General features: G+C 71.3%; 16 protein-coding genes. 11 read left to right on the top strand and 5 right to left on the bottom strand.

Features of this window, described 5'->3' with window-relative positions; all coding sequences use genetic code 11:
• Nucleotides 1-227: 227 nt before the first annotated feature.
• The 4 genes from AB0K60_RS27060 to acs all read right to left on the bottom strand — a co-directional run bounded on the left by AB0K60_RS27060 (nt 228) and on the right by acs (nt 4,711).
• Nucleotides 228-1,028, bottom strand: a complete 801-nt coding sequence (locus AB0K60_RS27060; protein ID WP_364060776.1) for a DUF309 domain-containing protein — start codon at nt 1,026-1,028, stop codon at nt 228-230.
• Nucleotides 1,029-1,068: 40 nt separating this feature from the next.
• Nucleotides 1,069-1,995 (bottom strand): alpha/beta hydrolase, encoded by a 927-nt coding sequence (locus AB0K60_RS27055; RefSeq protein WP_364060878.1) that lies wholly within the window; start codon nt 1,993-1,995, stop codon nt 1,069-1,071.
• A complete protein-coding gene (locus AB0K60_RS27050; RefSeq protein ID WP_364060773.1) occupies nt 1,995-2,414 on the bottom strand; it encodes a phage holin family protein in 420 nt (139 codons plus the stop codon). Before AB0K60_RS27050 ends, AB0K60_RS27055 begins: the two co-directional genes overlap by 1 nt.
• Before the next feature lie 320 nt (nt 2,415-2,734).
• Nucleotides 2,735-4,711: an acetate--CoA ligase gene (gene acs, locus AB0K60_RS27045; RefSeq protein WP_364060770.1), complete on the bottom strand. Its 1,977-nt coding sequence runs from the start codon at nt 4,709-4,711 to the stop codon at nt 2,735-2,737.
• Nucleotides 4,712-5,012: 301 nt separating this feature from the next.
• Here acs and AB0K60_RS27040 point away from each other — a divergent pair, with 301 nt between their 5' ends.
• The 9 genes from AB0K60_RS27040 to AB0K60_RS27000 all read left to right on the top strand — a co-directional run bounded on the left by AB0K60_RS27040 (nt 5,013) and on the right by AB0K60_RS27000 (nt 13,588).
• A complete protein-coding gene (locus AB0K60_RS27040; protein ID WP_364060767.1) occupies nt 5,013-5,813 on the top strand; it encodes an oxidoreductase in 801 nt (266 codons plus the stop codon).
• A 1,388-nt stretch (nt 5,814-7,201) separates the two neighbouring features.
• Entirely contained in the window at nt 7,202-8,251 is a 1,050-nt protein-coding gene (gene ssd / locus AB0K60_RS27035; protein WP_364060764.1) for a septum site-determining protein Ssd, read from the top strand.
• Nucleotides 8,248-9,465: a TadA family conjugal transfer-associated ATPase gene (locus tag AB0K60_RS27030; RefSeq protein ID WP_364060761.1), complete on the top strand. Its 1,218-nt coding sequence runs from the start codon at nt 8,248-8,250 to the stop codon at nt 9,463-9,465. Before ssd ends, AB0K60_RS27030 begins: the two co-directional genes overlap by 4 nt.
• Before the next feature lie 77 nt (nt 9,466-9,542).
• A complete protein-coding gene (locus AB0K60_RS27025; RefSeq protein ID WP_364060758.1) occupies nt 9,543-9,767 on the top strand; it encodes a hypothetical protein in 225 nt (74 codons plus the stop codon).
• A gap of 476 nt (nt 9,768-10,243) precedes the next feature.
• Complete coding sequence (locus AB0K60_RS27020; protein WP_364060755.1) at nt 10,244-10,978, top strand: type II secretion system F family protein; 735 nt, start codon at nt 10,244-10,246, stop codon at nt 10,976-10,978.
• A 780-nt stretch (nt 10,979-11,758) separates the two neighbouring features.
• The gene (locus AB0K60_RS27015; RefSeq protein ID WP_364060752.1) at nt 11,759-12,337 is read left to right on the top strand and encodes a type II secretion system F family protein; all 579 of its coding nucleotides are present in this window, start codon (nt 11,759-11,761) and stop codon (nt 12,335-12,337) included.
• A gap of 120 nt (nt 12,338-12,457) precedes the next feature.
• On the top strand, nt 12,458-12,667 hold the full coding sequence (locus AB0K60_RS27010; RefSeq protein WP_364060749.1) for a DUF4244 domain-containing protein: 210 nt from the start codon (nt 12,458-12,460) through the stop codon (nt 12,665-12,667).
• Entirely contained in the window at nt 12,664-13,047 is a 384-nt protein-coding gene (locus AB0K60_RS27005) for a TadE family type IV pilus minor pilin (protein WP_364060746.1), read from the top strand. The genes AB0K60_RS27010 and AB0K60_RS27005 overlap by 4 nt, the downstream gene beginning before the upstream one ends.
• Before the next feature lie 160 nt (nt 13,048-13,207).
• Nucleotides 13,208-13,588 carry an Rv3654c family TadE-like protein gene (locus tag AB0K60_RS27000; RefSeq protein ID WP_364060743.1) on the top strand — a complete coding sequence of 127 codons (381 nt, stop codon included), beginning with the start codon at nt 13,208-13,210 and terminating at the stop codon, nt 13,586-13,588.
• A gap of 316 nt (nt 13,589-13,904) precedes the next feature.
• Here the strand turns inward: AB0K60_RS27000 and AB0K60_RS26995 are convergent, their stop codons facing one another.
• A complete protein-coding gene (locus tag AB0K60_RS26995; RefSeq protein WP_364060875.1) occupies nt 13,905-16,148 on the bottom strand; it encodes a DEAD/DEAH box helicase in 2,244 nt (747 codons plus the stop codon).
• Between the two features lie 232 nt (nt 16,149-16,380).
• On the opposite strand from AB0K60_RS26995, the gene AB0K60_RS26990 reads away from it, so the two are divergent.
• Both AB0K60_RS26990 and AB0K60_RS26985 read left to right on the top strand, forming a co-directional pair.
• A complete protein-coding gene (locus AB0K60_RS26990; protein WP_364060740.1) occupies nt 16,381-16,731 on the top strand; it encodes an STAS domain-containing protein in 351 nt (116 codons plus the stop codon).
• 2 nt (nt 16,732-16,733) lie between these two features.
• On the top strand, nt 16,734-17,192 hold the full coding sequence (locus AB0K60_RS26985) for an ATP-binding protein (RefSeq protein ID WP_364060737.1): 459 nt from the start codon (nt 16,734-16,736) through the stop codon (nt 17,190-17,192).
• Nucleotides 17,193-17,550: the final 358 nt, after the last annotated feature.

Raw genomic sequence — 17,550 nt, 5'->3', positions numbered from 1 at the left:
GGGCTTCTGTGTGAGGTTGTGGGGGCTTCGGAGCGGGTTTTGGGTGATGCGTATTCGGTTATGCGTTGCGTGGTCTGATGACCGGTTCATGGGTGGTGGGTGCGGCGGATGGCCGGGACTGCTTGCCGGGGCTTGGTCGGTGTTGGGACCCGTGAGAAGGCGGGCGATGGGGCTTCTGTGTGAGGTTGTGGGGGCTTCGGAGCGGGTTTTAGGTGATGCGTACTCGGTTATGCGTTGCGTGATCTGATGACCGGTTCGTCGGGGTGGAGGGTGCGGCGGATGGCCGCGATGGCCGCAGTGGCCTCGGCGCCGGAGCCCGCGAGAACGCGGGCGATGTGGACGGTCTGCGCCAGATCCATCCCGTACGGCTCGCGCGAGCCGTACGCGGCCACGCGGTCGGCTCCGCGGGAGAGCAGGGCGGCGGCGCCGGCCGTGTTTCCACGCTGAATATGGGTGAGCCCGACGCAGATCTGAGCCAGCCCTTGCCACAGGCCGCGTTCGTCGGCGGGCCCGCACTTCCAGCGCGCTTCAAGCACCTCGTGTGCATGGAAGGGGCGTTCGTCGGCGAGATAGCCGCTGGCCACCTCGACGGCCTCCTCGGCGCTCGGGGCGTAGTCGTCGGGCACGCGTTCGACGCCCTCCGCGCCATGTGGCAACGGACGACCGAAGGCGTCCCGGGGACGGGCATTGCGGGGCCGCCCAGCGGCGTCCCTGTCGCGAGCCACGGCGCTCTCCTGATCGACGGTGCCCCGGTCGCGGCCCATATCCGCGTCCTGCTCGATGTTTGCGCCTCGGTCCGTGCCCTGATCCATATCCTGGCCCGTGTCCGTGCCCTGGCCCGTGTCCGTGCCCTGGCCCGTGTCCGTGCCCTGGCCCGTGTCCGTGCCCTGGCCTGCGCCTCCGTCCGGGCGGGCACCCCGGTCCCGGCGGGCATCCCAGCCCCTGTCCGTGCCCTGATCGGTGCCCTGGTCGATGTTCGCGCCCCGGCCCGTGTCCTGGCCCCGCTCCGCGCCCTCGTTCCCGCTCACGCCCTTCCTCCTGCCCAACCCGTCGCGCTTGTTGCGCCGGTCACCGTTCAGGCTCCGGGTCGGCGAGCCAGCCGAGCAGTTCGGCGTTGAACTGTTCGGGGCGCTCCTCGTGGGGATAGTGACCGGTGCCCTCCATCAGTCGCCAGCGGTAGGGCGCGGTGACGTACCGGCCCGAACCCTGCGCGGTGCGGGGCAGTGTGCAGGTGTCGAGGGAGCCGTGCAGTTGCAGCGTGGGCACCTCGATCTGTCTTCGCATCTGCCGGGCGTAGTGGAAGCCGTCGGGCCGCAGTTGGGATCGGCCGAACCAGCGGACGTACTCCAGGGCCGAGTGGGCGACATGCGGGATGCGGAAGGCCTCGGCGTAGCGGGCGGCGACATCCGGATCCGGCCAGTCAGGCCCCGACCAGCGGCACAGCAGCCGCTCCACCAGCCCCTTGGTGAGCCGCCGCTCCGCCAGGAAGGGAAGCTGGAATCCCAGGGCGAACCCAAGCGCCCGGCCCTGCCCCCGGGGGTCGGCCAGAATGGACGCGCGGAGCCGCCGGGGATGCGGCGCCGACACCGTCACCAGGCGGCGCACCGTCTTCGGGTAGCGCGCGGCCATCGTCCAGGCCAGCAGGCCGCCCCAGTCGTGCCCGACGATCGTCGCGCTGGTCTCGCCCAGCGCGCGCACCAGCCCGGCGGCGTCTCCGGCCAAGGTGGGCAGGTCATACCCGCGAGGCGGCTTGTCGCTGGCGCCGTACCCCCGTAGGTCGACCGCGACGGCCCGGTACCCGCCCTCGGCGAGCGCGACGAGCTGATGCCGCCAGGCCCACCAGAACTCCGGAAAACCGTGCAGCAGCAGCACCAGCGGCCCCTTGCCGGCCTCGGCGACATGGAAGCGGGTGCCGCCCGCGTGCACGGCGCGGTGACTCCACGGGCCCTCGATCTGGACCTGCGACTCGTCGGGCGCCGCGGCAGCGGACGCGATCACGGCTTGACCTGCCCCGAGGCGAGTGCCGCGTCGTCGTCTCCTCCCCGAAGGCTCTTGAGCGTACGGGTGGTGCGCTTCATGCCGGTCAGTCCCTTGAGCCGCCGTACGCCGAAGAGCACCAGCAGCCCGGCGACGAGCAGATAGATGAGGGTCACCACGGCGAACGCGGCCCACTCCCACAATCCGAACACCGACGTCAGAAGGTACGCGATGGCGAACGAGGCGAGGATCAGGCACAGATGGGCCATGAACGCCGCGGCCGCGAACGCCCCCACCGCCTTGCCGACCCTCTTGGCGTCGAACTTCAGCTCGGCCTTGGCCAGCTCGATCTCCGAACGCACCAGCGTCGAGATCTGGTCGGTCGCCTGGGCGACGAGCGTGCCGAGCGACTCCTCTTGGTCGGGCGGTGTGGCCATCGTTGATTCTCCTATCGAAAGCTGCCTCGGACATCATCCTGCGTGCGAACCCGCCGCCGCACGCGTGGCCGCCTCGGCCGTCTGACTAAGAACTACCCCCTTCGTCAAGATCACGCGAGGTGATCGTGCCGGCCTGTGGACAACCGGCGACCCTGTGGACAAGGGAGGGCCCGTGGACGTACGAACGCCCGGACCTGCCCCGATCATCTGGGCGGTCCGGGCGCTCGTACCGGTCCGGGCTCAGCCCGGCTCGCGGCCGGCCCTCGCTCCGGCCGGTCCTCGCTCTGGCCAGTCCTCGCTCCGGTTGGTCCCTGCTCCGGTTAGTCCTCGCTCTTGGCGGTGGGCAGCTTGGCGGAGATGAGGTCCATCACGGTGCTGTCGGTGAGCGTGGTGACGTCACCGAGCGACCGGTTCTCGGCCACGTCCCGCAGCAGCCGGCGCATGATCTTGCCGGAGCGGGTCTTCGGCAGCTCGGGCACGACGAGGATCTGCCGCGGCTTGGCGATCGGCCCGAGCGTCTTGGCCACGTGGTCCCGCAGCTCCTTGGCGAGCTCCGGGCCCTCGCCCGCGTCGCCGCGCAGGATCGTGAAGGCCACGATGCCCTGCCCGGTGACGGGGTCGGTGGCGCCCACGACCGCCGCCTCGGCGACCTTCGGGTGCGACACCAGGGCGGACTCGACCTCGGTCGTGGAGATGTTGTGCCCGGAGACGAGCATGACGTCGTCCACGCGGCCGAGCAGCCACAGGTCCCCGTCCTCGTCCTTCTTCGCGCCGTCGCCGGGGAAGTACATGCCCTCGAAACGCGACCAGTAGGTGTCGATGTAGCGCTGGTCGTCGCCCCAGATCGTGCGCAGCATCGCCGGCCAGGGCTCCCGCACCACCAGGAAGCCGCCGCCGCCGCTCGGCACGCTCGCGCCGGTGTCGTCCACCACGTCGGCGACGATGCCCGGCAGCGGGCGCATCGCCGCCCCCGGCTTGGCCGCGGTCACGCCGGGCAGCGGGCTGATCATGATGGCGCCGGTCTCGGTCTGCCACCAGGTGTCCACCACCGGGCAGCGGTTGCCGCCGATGTGCTCGCGGTACCAGACGTACGCCTCGGGGTTGATGGGCTCGCCGACCGAGCCGAGCACCCGCAGGCTCGACATGTCGAACTTGGCGGGGATGTCGTCGCCCCACTTCATGAACGTGCGGATCGCGGTGGGCGCGGTGTAGCAGATCGTGATCTTGTACTTCTGGATGATCTCCCAGAAACGGCCCCGGTGCGGCGTGTCCGGCGTGCCCTCGTAGATCACGCTCGTCGCGCCGTTGGCGAGCGGGCCGTACACGATGTAGGAGTGCCCGGTCACCCAGCCGATGTCCGCCGTGCACCAGTAGACGTCGGTGTCCGGCTTCAGGTCGAACACGGCGTGGTGCGTGTACGCGACCTGCGTGAGGTAACCGCCGGAGGTGTGCAGAATGCCCTTCGGCTTCCCGGTGGTGCCGCTGGTGTAGAGGATGTACAGGGGGTCCTCGGCGTCGTGCGGCACCGCCTCGTGCTTGTCGCTCTGGCGGTCCACCAGGTCGTGCCACCAGATGTCCTTGTCGGTGGCGGGCAGCTCCTCGCCGGTACGCCGGACGACGACCACGTGCTCGACCCCCGGGCACTTGGCCACGGCCTCGTCCACGGTCGGCTTCAACGCGCTGGGCTTGCCGCGGCGGAACCCGCCGTCGGCGGTGATGACGATCTTGGCGTCCGCGTCCTGGATACGGCCTTCGAGCGCGGCGGCCGAGAACCCGCCGAAGACCACCGAGTGGATCGCGCCGATGCGGGCGCAGGCGAGCATCGAGATCGGCAATTCGGGAATCATCGGCAGGTAGATGGCGACCCGGTCGCCCTTGCCCACACCGAGCTCCTCCAGCGCGTTCGCCGCCTTGGCGACCTCACGCTGCAACTCCGCATAGGTGATCGTACGGCTGTCGCCCTCGGGCTCGCCCTCCCAGTAGTAGGCGACCTTGTCGCCCCTGCCCGCCTCCACATGGCGGTCCACGCAGTTCTGGGCGACATTCAGCTTGCCGCCGACGAACCACTTGGCGAACGGCGGATTCCAGTCGAGTACGGTGTTCCACCGCTTCGCCCAGTCCAGCCGTTCGGCGGCCTGCTCCCAGAATCCCAGGCGATCGGCGGCGGCCTGCTCATAGGCGTCCGCCTTGACGTTCGCCTGCGCGGCGAGCTCGGCCGGTGGTTCGAATCGGCGGTTCTCCTGCAGCAGGTTCGACAGCGTCTCCTGGGTCTGACGACCAGGGGTTTCCGGGGCCACGACGTACTCCTCACATGCCTCGTATCGGGTGGTGGCGCTATCCACTCCAGCAGTTACCCACCGGCAGGGACAAGAGGCGCTCCCCATGCCCGTAAGTCAGCCTGCCGATCCCGCCGGGTGCGGCGAAACCGGGTTTCGTGTTCCTACCGGTATCCCACGACAAATGGAAGAGCCGTGGTAGGGACGCCCAACGCCTCTCGACCAACGGTATAAACCGGTCGGTGAGCGGCACCTTGTAGGGTCGGGACCCGAGTTGACCGGCAGGCGTATCAAGCGATGGGGCGGACGGCGATCAGTGGCTATGAGTTCTGAAGGGCGGGCCCGCGGCCCGGTCGCGGCGGTCGCCGCACTTCCCGGGGTGGCGGAGGCCGTGCGCGAGGCGCGCGAGGCGGTGGACCGGCTCTACCGCCATCGGGTGCTGCGGCGACGGGGACCGGAGGTTTCGGCCGAGTCGGCGCTTCGCGGCGCACGGGCGTCGGCCGCGCTGGAGGGCGTGGACGTCCCCCTCGATTCGGTACGGCGGGGCGAGGCGACGGATCCGGTCTCCCAGGGCGCGTTGCGCACCCTGGCGGAGGCGGCGCGACTGGGCCGGACCTGGCGGACCGCTCCCCGGCAGGTGCTCGCCCGGCTGCACGCGGTGGCCGCCATCGGGCTGACGGACGAGCGGGAGCTGGGGCGCCCGCGTCAGGGGCCGACCGGCTCCGACCCGCTGAAGCTCGGGGCCGCGCCGCAGGCGCGGGAGGCGGCGGCGCGCATCGAGGCGCTCTCGGACCTGGTGACGGGGGTGGGGGACGCGCCCGCCCTCGTGCTCGGCGCGCTCGTGCACGCCGAGCTGGTCGCGGTGCGGCCGTTCGGCGTGGTGGACGGGCTGGTGGCCCGGGCGGCGGAGCGGCTCACGCTCATGGAGTTCGGCCTGGATCCGAAATCGCTGGTGGCCGTCGAGGTGGGGCACGCCGAGCTCGGCGACGCGTACCCGGAGAACCTGCGGGCCTATCTGGAGGGCACACCGGACGGCGTGGCGGCGTGGGTCCGGCACTGCGCGACCGCCGTGGTTCTTGGGGCACGCGAGGCCACGGCCGTCTGCGAGGCCCTGTCGCGTTGACCGCCACGGCGATGATCGGCCCGTGACAGGAATATGCCGTTCATCGCGGCCGCAAAGCGCCGGCGAGGCGCCGGAACCCGCCCTGACGACCGTTGACCAGGCGTTTGACCAGGCGTTTGACGCCGTATGTCGTCCGCCCTGACGGCCGCGCCGACCGAATTTATTTTCGATGACAAGAGGACCGGCCGGAGCGCGACGGTACGGCTTGCGCCTCTTCATTGGCCGGTCGAAGGCCGTCCAATGCGCGTCGCAGGGCCGGGCCGATAGCGGCGGACTTGAGGTTCGACTACACCGGTTCAGCTTCGTAACGTGCGGCGGCGCGGATAATTTAAGATCCCTGATCTGCGGGCTCGAGCGCCGGGTCGGATCGCGCGGCGGCCGATCGCGATGGGCACGTCAGGCCACGAAATGACCATTTGACCTGCGCTTGACCTTATCTCGACCTGGTCTTGACCTGCGCCGCGATTCACCGCCGCGGGCCCGGACCGGGCCTTGCTCGCGTTGTCAGGACAAAGATGATGCCTGCTCATATACTAGAGATCGGGACTGGTGGCGAACCGCCGTCTCTGCCATGATCAACGATGCGGGTGCCGATCGACGGCCCGCTGTGGTCCCGATTCAAGAAGCCGAGCAGGTCAGGAGCCCATCGTGAGCGAACGCGCGGACGTGAGCCGCGAAGCGTGGGGCCCGGCCGGCGCGGCACAGGGTTCCCGGCCGACGGCGCGCGTGAGCCCATTCACGGGACCGGGATCGGACCGGAAGTCCGGCGGCGCGGGATTTCGTGGCGCGGGCATTCCCCACGTGCACCGCGACGGCAAAGCGAACGGCGTCCCTGGTGCGGGACGCCGTCGCCAGTACGTCACACCGGGCTACCAAGCGTGCACCTCAATCCGTCTGAGTGGGACTAGCCCAACTCGACGCGCCTCCCGCGGCTGGTCGCGCGTGGGTACCCGATGGCCGTACTCGGACACTCGGTCCGTGGAACCTTTCTACGTCGGATTCACAGGCTTGGGAACCCCTCGGAGCAAGACCTTTACCGGGTTCGGGCCCGAAGCGGCCAGAAAACCGGCGAAAATTCAGTTTGGTTCTCGACGAAACTCCCAAGGATCGGGCAGCATACGGAGTATCTTCCTACACTGGTGTGACCTTGCACCGGCTTCTTTGCAGGCCTCTTGCCATGTAGTGGCCAGGTGTTGAAAGCTTTCTTCTAACACGGGACCGGCTCTACCCCCCCGGAGCCGGACCGGTTCGGCGACCCCCGCTCTCCCCCCCGGCGGGGGTCGCCCTTTTTCCACAGGGGACCGAAGTTTCCACAGAACCGCGTTCGGGCCCCCTGGGCAGGCCAGATGTGGCCGACGGTGGACCTCCCACTCGACAGGGAGGCAACGATGAACCGTCCCCTGGTCATCACCGACGATCAGGAACTACTCGACGAACTCCTCCGCATCGCGGCCGCCGCCGGCGTGGAACTCGACGTCGCGCACGCGGCCGCGCACGCCCGGCCGTACTGGACCCCCGCCCCACTGGTGGTCGTCGGCTCCGACCTCGCCGAGGCGGTCGCCGCCACGGGGCCGCCCCGGCGGGCCGGGGTCCTGCTCGTCACGCGCGAGCCGGAGAACCCGGAGTTGTGGCGCCGCTGCGTCGCGGTGGGCGCCGAAGGCGTGCTGGAGCTGCCCGCCGCCGAGCGGCACCTGGTCGACGAGTTCGCCGAGGCCGCCGAGCCCGCGTCACGCGGCGGGCGGATCATCTGCGTGGTGGGCGGGCGCGGCGGCTCGGGGGCGAGCGTGCTGGCCGCCTCCCTCGCGCTCAGCGCCTCCAGGGCCGGCGCGCGCACGCTGCTCGTCGACGCCGATCCCCTCGGCGGCGGCATCGACGTGCTGCTCGGAGAGGAACGGGCGGAGGGCGCCCGCTGGCCGGAGGTGGTCGGGCGGGAGGGACGCGTCTCCTTCGCCGCGCTGCGCAAGGCCCTGCCGACCTTCGGCGCCCTCACCGTGCTGTCCTGGCACCGCGGCGAGCCCACCCTTATCCCCGCCGAGGCGATGCGGGCGGTGCTGGACGCCGCCCGCCGCGGCTGCGACCTCGTCGTGGTCGACCTCCCCCGCCACATCGACCCCGGCGGCGCCGAAGCCCTCGCCAGGTCACGCACCACCCTCCTGGTCGTGCCCGCCGACCTGCGCGGCGTCCTCGCCGCCGGCCAGATCCTCCTCGTGCTCCGCCGCCACACCCAGGACATCCGCGCCGTGCTCCGCGGCCACCCCCTCGCCCCCGACGTCGCCGCCTCCTGCCTCGCCCTGCCGTGCGCGGGCCACCTCCCGGACCAACGCGGCCTGACGGCCGCCCTGGACCGCGGCGACGCCCCTCCCCTCTCGCCACGCACCCCCCTCGGCCGCTTCTGCGCCGACTTCATCGACACGCTGCGCCGGGAGGAGGCCTCATGACACGCCCCCACGGCGATGCCGCAGAACGCGAACGAACGCGAGGGGAGACCCCGGCGGTCCCCGCCGAACTGGTGGAAGCCGTCCGGGTACGGCTGGCGCGGGCCGGCGCGGAGCCGACGGCGGCTCAGGTGGCGGCGGCGTTGCGGGCCGAGCGGGCGGTGCTCGGCGACGCCGAGGTGCTCGAGGTGACCCGGGTGCTGCGCGCCGACCTGATCGGGGCCGGGCCTCTTGAGCCGCTGCTCGCGGAGCCCGGCGTCACCGACATCCTGGTCAACGGGCCACGTGAGGTGTGGGCCGACGACGGGTGCGGCCTGCGCCGCACGCCGATCGTCTTCCCGGGCGACGACGACGTCAGGCGGCTGGCCCAGCGCCTCGCCGCGAGCGCGGGCCGCCGCCTCGACGACGCGAGCCCCTACGTGGACGCCCGGCTGCCCGGCGGCATCCGACTGCACGCGGTGCTGAAGCCCATCGCGATCGACGGCACCTGCCTGTCCCTGCGCCTGCCCTCGCGGCGCGTGTTCGGGCTGGAGGAACTCGTCCCCGGGATCGGCGCACGCGTCCTCGCCGAGATCCTCGCGGCCCGACTGGCGTTCCTGGTCACCGGCGGCACGGGAACGGGCAAGACGACCCTGCTGTCCAGCATGCTCTCCATCGCCGACCGCGGCGAGCGCCTCATCCTGGTGGAGGACTCGGCCGAACTCCGCCCACTCCACCCGCACGTGGTGCGCATGGAGTGCCGCCCGCCGAACCTGGAGGGCCGAGGCGGCGTCGAGCTCCGCGACCTGGTCCGGCAAGCCCTGCGCATGCGTCCGGACCGCCTCGTCGTCGGCGAGGTCCGAGGAATCGAGGTTGTGGACCTCCTGGCCGCCTTGAACACCGGCCACGAAGGGGGCTGCGGCACTCTGCACGCCAACACCGCCGGCGACGTGCCCGCGCGCCTCGAGGCCCTGGCCTGCGCCGCAGGCCTTCCCCGCCACGCAGTGCACAGCCAGATCGCCGCCGCCCTCGACGCCGTCGTCCACCTGGTCCGCGACCCCGGCGGCGGCCGCCGCCGCCTGTCGGAGATCTGCCTGTTACGCCGCGAGCCCTCCGGCCTGGTGACGGCTGCCCCGGCCTTGACGTTCCCTGCGACGGGTGCGCCCATCCCGGGGCCCGCCTTCCCCGACCTGGCGAACCGGATTCCGGCGGTCGCCCGCTTGTTCGACACCGCCTGACGGAGACGGCTGGCAGGGCTCGGTGGTCGACTTCGGGGCCGAGGCGGGCCGTGTGTGGGTGGGCTTGGGCTGGGCGCGTGTTCGCCGCCGCCCTCGACGCCGTCGTCCGCCTAGTCCGTGACCCCGGCGGCGGTCGCCGCCGCCTGTCGGAGATCTGCCTGTTGCGCCGCGAGCTCTCCGGCCTGGTGACGGCTGCCCCGGCTTTGACGTTCCCTGCGACGGGTGCGCCCATCCCGGGGCCCGCCTTCCCCGACCTGGCAAACCGGATTCCGGCGATCGCCCGCTTGTTCGACACCGCCTGACGGAGACGGCTGGCAGGGCTCGGTGGTCGACTTCGGGGCCGAGGCGGGCCGTGTGTGGGTGGGCTTGGGCTGGGCGCGTGTTCGGTGCCGTCTGACGGAGACGGCTGGCAGGGCTCGGTGGTCGGTCTCGGCGTCGAGGCGGGCTGTGTGTGGGTGGGCTTGGGCTGGGCGCGTGTTCGACGCCGTCCGGTCGAGCCGGTGGGCTTGGCGCGTCGGCTTAGGCCTTCGAAATCGAGCCGGGGACTTGTCGTGGCGGTAGCCGACGACACCCTGATGTCGCCGAGAACCGGCATCAGGGTGCCGGCGGGGACGGCCGCGCTCGCCCCGCACTGGTCGGATGGCCTCTTAGCCGGGGCTGGGCGGTGTTGAGGTGGGCTCGGGATCGAGGTGGCCATGCGAGTGGGTGAGGGCGCTGAGGCGAGGTGTTTCTCGACGTTGTTCGGTTGGGCCGGTGGGAGGGCTCGCTGGTGATGGGGATGGTCGCGATTCTCGTTGCTGGGCTCGCCGCATGGGTGGGCTGCGGGCCGGGGCCGAGGCGACTGAGGCTGCGGGAACTGGCGCTACGCTCGGTCGCGGAACGACGGTGGCGTACGTGGGCGAGCGGGTTCGTGCTGCGACTGGGGAGGCTGGCGCGGCCGGGCCGGGCGGATCGGAAGGCGGCGGCGTGGCGGCGGGCCTGCGTCGAGCTGTGCCAGGCGATCGTGGCCGAGTTGGCGGCGGGCCGGGCATCAGGAGAGGCGCTGGTCCAGGCGATCGCCGCTGTCGATCCACCGGACCCGGTGGTGCTCCGGCCGGTCGCCGCCGTGGCCCGCGACGGCGGCGACATCCCTTCGGCGCTGGCCGAGGCGGCCCACCTTCCCGGTGCCGAGGGGCTGCGGCGGCTGGCGATGTGCTGGCAGGTCAGCGTGACGGTCGGCGCCGGTCTGGCCGGGCTCGTCGAAGGCGTGGCCACATCCCTGCGCGAGGCCGAAGCCCACCGGCGAGACCTCGCCGCCCAGCTCGCGGGCCCTCGGGCCACCGCACGCCTACTCGCGGGTCTGCCCGTGCTCGGCATCCTCATGGCCGTCGCTCTGGGCATGCGGCCCTTCGACTTCCTGCTCGGCCACCTGGGTGGCATCGTCTGCCTAGTGGTGGGCCTGTCGTTGGACGCTGCGGGCATTGTGTGGATCAATCGAATGGTGGCCGCCGCCGAGAGATCCGCGTCCCTTTGATCGCGCAACCTACTGCCGTGCCATGATCATCGTTCGCGGGCCGGCATGAGCACGCCTGTCGAATTCCGTGATTCCTGCGCCGAGGGTGCGCCGTAGGTGCGCACGGCGTTCGATGCGGCCGGGTGCGATGGCTGTCCGCTCCCGTCTGGCATCGGCTCGACCGCCCATGGGACATTCGCGTCCTCGGCGTTGGGCGCGACCCACCATGCACGTGCATGGAGCGATCGGGCCTCTTGAAAGCACAAGGCCCGGTGCCGCTGCCCAGGGACGAGATGCCGGGCCAGGTTCCCGTTCCGTGAACCCTTTCCAACCTCATGCTTGCCGGTCAGGACAGGTATGCGCGGCCTCGGCCATCGCGCCCCAGGCGGCCCGTGGTGCAGGGCGGCCATATTCCGACCAACGTCGGGTGGGCCCAGCCCCGGCCTTCTGGCCAGGTTGAAAAGGGTTCCGTGTTTCCACTGTTCCCCGGGCCTTGGTCCCGAGATTTGTCGCGCCGCGGGTCGCCGCTCCTGCGACTCGATGTGAGCGCCCCGATGGGGGTTCTGGGCGTGGGCGGTGCAGTTGCCCCGGCCCTGTTGGAAGGGAGGCTGTGTGATGGGTGGAGTCTTGGCCGTGGCACTGATGGGAGTCGCGGTGTTGGTCTGGCCGCCCTCGACGCGTGCCCGTGATCGGTTGTTTGCGATCCGGCGGGAGGTGCTCGGGGTGACATCGCCGGACGGTGCGTCGTCGGTGGGGGACGTTCGGATACCGGCGGACCGCGCGCGGGGGCGGGAGTGGGGGATGTCGATCGCCTGTGCGGTGGCGGTGGCCATCGGCGTGGGAGGCGTTCCAGGGGTTGTGGCCGGGATGGCGGTGGCCGCGGTCGTTGTGACGGTGATGCGGAGGCGGGAACCGGCGGACGCGCGGCGGAGGCGTGAACGGTTGCTCGCCGACCTGCCATTCGCGGTCGAGATGCTGGTGGCCTGTCTGCGCGCCGGCCAGCCAACCCGGTCGGCGGTTGAAGCCGTGGCCGGGGCGGTGGGCGGCCCGCTTGGGGAGGGATTGGCGTCGGTCGGGCGGCGGCTCATGCTGGGAGCCGACCCGGGGGAGGCTTGGGCGGCGATGGCGGCTGAGCCGTCCCTCGCTCCGCTTGCCCGCGCCATGACCCGCGCCGCGCTCAGCGGGGCCCCGGTGGCCGATGTCCTCATCCGGCTCGCCGCGGACGCCCGGCAGGAGGCGAGGGCGCGTTCCACGGCCGCCGCCAGGAGGGTGGGAGTCCGCGCAGTCGCCCCGCTGGGCATGTGCTTCCTGCCCGCGTTCGTCTGCCTGGGCATCGTGCCCGTCATCGCGGGCCTTGCCTCGCAGGTGCTCGTGCCATGACCTGGGCGGATCGCGTTATCCACAGAACCCGGTTCGGCTCCCCGGGAGGAGGGCGCGAGACGCGAACCTGTCCGTGGCGAGCCCGAGACCAAGGGACGGGCTCAGAAACGGAGGAGTCCCATGCGGGGTGTGCAGTGGGTCAGAAGAGTGCGGGCCGTGGTTCCCGGCAGCCGAGTGCGCGGGCAGGCGGGCATGTCCACGGCGGAGTACGCGGTCGGCACCATCGCCGCCTGTGCCTTCGCCGCCCTTCTCTTCAAGATCGTGACCAGCCCGGAGGTCCAGGAGATGCTGTCCGGGCTGATCGACCGCGCTCTGAAGCTGGCCGGATGACGCGAAGGACGGGCGAAGACGGCTACGTCACGGCGGAGACGGCCATGGCCATCCCGGCGCTCGTGCTCGTCCTGGCGGCGGGGCTGTGGGCGATCGCCGTCGTCACCGCGCAACTCGCCTGTGTGGACGCGGCCCGAGCCGGCGCTCGGGCCGCCGCCCGCGGCGAACCAATCCACGACGTGCGCACCGAGGTGATCCGCGCGGCCCCGCCCCATGCCACGGCCTCGGTCATCGATGAGGGAGACCTGACGAAGGTGGTGGTGACCGCGGTCGTCCGCCCAAACTGGGGAGCGGCGCTGCCATCCATCACCGTGACCGCCACCGCCTCATCGGCCACCGAACGCGAGTTCGACCATCACCCGGAGGCCCGCCATGGTTGACGGGCCGCCCACCTCGAGACCGGACACGCCGTGGTCGCCGGAAAGGCCGTGGTCGCCGGAAAAGCCGGAGGCACTCCGAAGCGACCCCGCCTTCCCCGCCTGGGGAGCGACGAGTGGCACCTTCCGCCGCGAGACGTGGCAGGTGAGGTCCGACAAGGGCATGGCGACTCTCTGGGCGGTGGCCGCCATGGGCGTGATGTGGACGGTCGTGCTGGGGCTGCTGACCGTGGCAGGCGCTCGCGCGGCCCGGCATCGGGCCCAGGCGGCGGCTGACCTCAGCGCGCTGGCCGTCGCGGCCCAGGCGGTGCCCGCGGGGCAGGAGGCATGCGAGCGCGGTGTGAAGGTCGCGATGGCGAATCATGCACGCCTCGTGCGATGCGCGGTCGTCGGAGCGATCGCGGACGTCGCGGTGACGATGGAAATCGACCTGCCGCCGCTGGGAGTCCACACGGTGACCGCCCGCGCCAGAGCGGAGGCCCGCCGCCAGGTTCCCGAAGTGGACCGTCAGGCCATGCGTGACCGTCAGGCCACTCCGGCATGAAACGCCATTTTGCGACGAGGAGCAGCGCGGGTCGGGGACCGACGTGGGGAGGCAGTGCCTGCTGCCCGGCCTTTGGCTGGGCCCGAGGGAGGGGTTGGCTCGGGCGAGGAACGGTGGGGGCGGAGCCGTCGTGGTTGGGGTGTGCGGTGGCCGCGCGTGGTTGCTTCAGAGGGGATGCCTGGGGAGATGGCCGGGGTTCGGTGGTGGCTTTTCGGGCGCGGCGAGCGTTGGTAGTGCGTGTCGGCTGCTGGGTGGTGGCTGATGGTGGGTGTGGGCGCTGGGCGAGGCGGAGGCGCTCTGCGTGCGGCGGGCGAGGTTACGGGGACAGGAGGATGTCCAGGAGGTGGATGGCGGCGTGTTTGTTCAGGGGTTCGTTGCCGTTGCCGCATTTGGGGGACTGGATGCAGGAGGGGCAGCCCTCGTCGCACTCGCAGGAGGCGATGGCCTCGCGGGTGGCCTGGAGCCATTCGCGGGCGCGGGTGTAGCCGCGTTCGGCGAAGCCGGCACCGCCGGCGTGGCCGTCGTAGACGAAGACGGTGAGCAGGCCGGTATCGGGGTGGAGTTCGGTGGAGACGCCGCCGATGTCCCAGCGGTCGCAGGTGGCGAACAGGGGGAGCAGGCCGATCGAGGCGTGCTCGGCGGCGTGGGCGGCTCCGCCGAGGTCGGCCCTGTCCGGATCGGGGAGGCGCGCCAGGGCGGAGTCGGGGAGGGTCCACCAGACGGCGCGGGTGCGCAGGCCCCGGGGCGGCAGGTCCAGGGGCTCCTCGCCGAGGATCTCGCCGGTCTGGCCACGGCGCTTGAGGAACGAGACCACCTGGCTGGTCACCTCGACCGTGCCGAAGTGCAACTCGCCGGGGCTGAAAGGCTCGGAGCGCAGCGATTCGACGATCGTGATGTCGGTGACGTCTCGGGCGAAGGTGGAGTAGTCGGGGTCGGCGGCCTCGACCAGGGCGACGCCGGAGTCGAGGTCCAGCACCTCCACCAGGTATGTCTCGCCCTGGTGCAGGTAGACCGCGCCCTCGTGCACGGTCGTGTGCGCCGAGGGCTCGTCGACGGTGCCGAGCAGGCGGCCGGTGGAGCCCTCCACCACGTGGACCGGCGGGCCGCCGGAGCCGCGGATGTCGGCCAGGTCACAGGCACGCTCCCGGCGGGTCCAGAACCATCCGTTGGACCGTCGGCGCAGCATGCCGCGCCGTACCAGGTCGTCGAGGACGTCGGGGGCGGCGGGGCCGAAGAGCGGCACGTCGGCCTCGGTGAGGGGGATCTCGGCCGCGGCGGCGCACAGGTGGGGCGCGAGCACGTACGGGTTGTCGGGATCGAGGACGATCGCCTCCACGGGGCGGCCGAACAGCGCCTCGGGGTGGTGCACCAGGTAGGTGTCGAGCGGGTCGTCGCGGGCGATGAGCACTGCCAGCGCGTCCTGACCATTCCGTCCGGCCCGGCCCGCCTGCTGCCACAACGAGGCGCGGGTGCCCGGCCAGCCGGCGATGAGCACCGCGTCCAGGCCGGAGACGTCCACGCCCAGTTCCAGGGCGTTGGTGGTGGCCAGGCCGGTCACCTCGCCGGAGCGCAGCGCCTTCTCCAGCATCCGGCGGTCCTCGGCGAGATAGCCGGCGCGGTAGGCGGCCACCTGGGCGGGCAGTTCCGGCGACACCTCCTCCAGGTACCTGCGGGCGGTCAGCGCCACGGTCTCGGCGGCCCGGCGGGAGCGGACGAAGGCGAGCGTACGCACCCCGGCGATGACGAGGTCCGACAGCAGGTCGGCGGTCTCGGCCGTGGCGGTGCGCCGGACCGGTGCCCCCTTCTCGCCCCGCAGATCCGTCAGAGGCGGCTCCCAGAGGGCGAAGGTGGTCGAACCCCGGGGCGAGGCGTCCAAGGTCACCTCGGCCGTTTCCAGGCCCGTCAGGCGCATCGCAGCGACGCCGGGGTCGCTCGCCGTGGCCGAGGCCAGGAGGAACGTCGGGCGCGAGCCGTACTTGCCGCCGACCCGGCGCAGCCGGCGAAGGATCTGCGCCACATGCGAGCCGAAGACGCCGCGGTAGCCGTGGCACTCGTCGACGATCACGAGGGAGAGTCGCCGCCAGAAGGCCGCCCATTGGGCGTGTCGCGGCAACATGGACCTGTGCAGCATGTCCGGGTTGGTCAGGACATAGTTGGCATGTTGCCGTACCCAGGAGCGTTCGTCGGGGGGTGTGTCGCCGTCGTAGGTCGCCGCTCTGACTTGGGCGAGGTGCAGGGAGCGCAGCATGCGGAGCTGGTCGGCGGCGAGCGCCTTGGTGGGTGTGAGGTACAGCACGGTGCGCCCGGCGAGGATCTCCGCCACGGCGGGGACCAGGTATGCCAAGGATTTACCCGACGCCGTGCCCGTCGATATGATCACGTTTTGGCCACGGTGCACGTGCTCCGCGGCGCGAAGCTGATGCTCCCACAGGCCCTCGACGCCCTGGTTGCGCAGGCGGTCGGCGAGCAGTTCCGGCATCCAGTCCGGCCAGCGGGCTTGACCGGCCTGACGTGCTGGAACATGCTCCACATGGGTGACCCTTCCCGCACGGGCGGGCATGGTCAGCAGCCGGGTCAGCAGGGTGCCGGCTCGCTGGGAAGGTGATGCGTTCGAAGTCACTGGTTTCTAGTTTGGCATCTGTGGGGAGAGTCGCCCGGAGTCGTGATTTCGTATAGACACGGAGGCGGAGCGTGGTTGAATGCCGCGCGTCGGGGTCGTGCTTCCCTGGACAATGGGTCTCGGGGCCGCAGGCCCGTATCGATTATTCTGCAGGCAAGGCGCTGGAGGATCTGTGGATCTGAAGTTGGACCATCGCACCGAGGGTCGCCTCACCATCGTCGAGGTCGAGGGTGAGATCGATGTGTACACGGCGCCGAGGCTGCGTGAGCTCCTGATCGATCTGGTCAACAAGGGCAACTTCCACCTGCTCGTCAACATGGAGAAGGTGGACTTCCTGGACTCGACCGGGCTCGGCGTCCTGGTCGGCGGGCTCAAGCGCGTTCGCGCGCACGACGGGTCCCTGGAACTCGTCTGCACGCAGGAGCGCATTCTGAAGATCTTCCGCATCACCGGGCTGACCAAGGTCTTCGGGATCTACGCCTCGGTGGACGAGGCCAAGGAAGCCCACGGCCGAGACAAGTAGACATGGCCACCGTCGAGCTGACGTTCAGCGCCCTCCCGGCACATGTTCGCACGGCCCGGCTGATCGCCACGGCGGTCGCGCGGCGGGCCGGGGTGGCCGAGGATCTGCTGGACGAGGTACGGCTCGCTGTGGGGGAGGCGTGTTCCCGGGCGGTGGAGGCCCACCGGCTCCACTGCCCGGACGAGCCCGTCCGCATCGAGTTGAGCGATGATTCGGGACGGTTCGAGGTGACGGTCACCGACGTCGCGCCGAACGAGGACGCCGACCTCTCCGGCGAGGTCACCGAACCGGGCGGAATCGCCAACGGCTATGAACTCGCAAGCCTGCTTCCCGACATGTCGGGACTCGGGCTTGCGGTCATCGCCGGCCTGGCCGAGGACGTCGAGGTCTACCCGAGCCCCAAGGGCATGCGCGTCAAGATGGGCTGGCCCGCCGTCAGCAGCCTGCCCTCCTCCGCCTGACCTGACGTTCACACGCCCGGACGTCCCATTCCGCCGGCGTCCACCCGGCCGGAGCACTTCCGCCTGCCCGCGCGCCGCGTTTCCGCGCCGCCGGGCGGGCTTTCGTGTCCGGAGGCACAGGCACGGATCTCACCGGGCGGACTTATGCCCTGCGCTCTTTGAAGGCGTCGAGGTCCCTGCCGGTGTGGGGGCGGTCGGCCGTGTGGCTTGCGGGCCCAGGGCGTGGTTGTGCGGCTGCGCGGCGGGTGGGTCGGCTCTCCCGGTTCTCGGGGCGGGTATGTGCGCTCCCGCCCTGTTCGAGGTGTCGGGGTCTTTCGTGGTGGGGGCGGTTGCTCGTGTGGGCTTGGGGGCCCAGGGC

The organism is Thermopolyspora sp. NPDC052614 (assembly GCF_040678635.1).
GTDB lineage: Bacteria > Actinomycetota > Actinomycetes > Streptosporangiales > Streptosporangiaceae > Thermopolyspora.
Note: the sequence above shows the minus strand (reverse complement) of the source record. Positions and strands in the feature narration are given on the sequence as shown.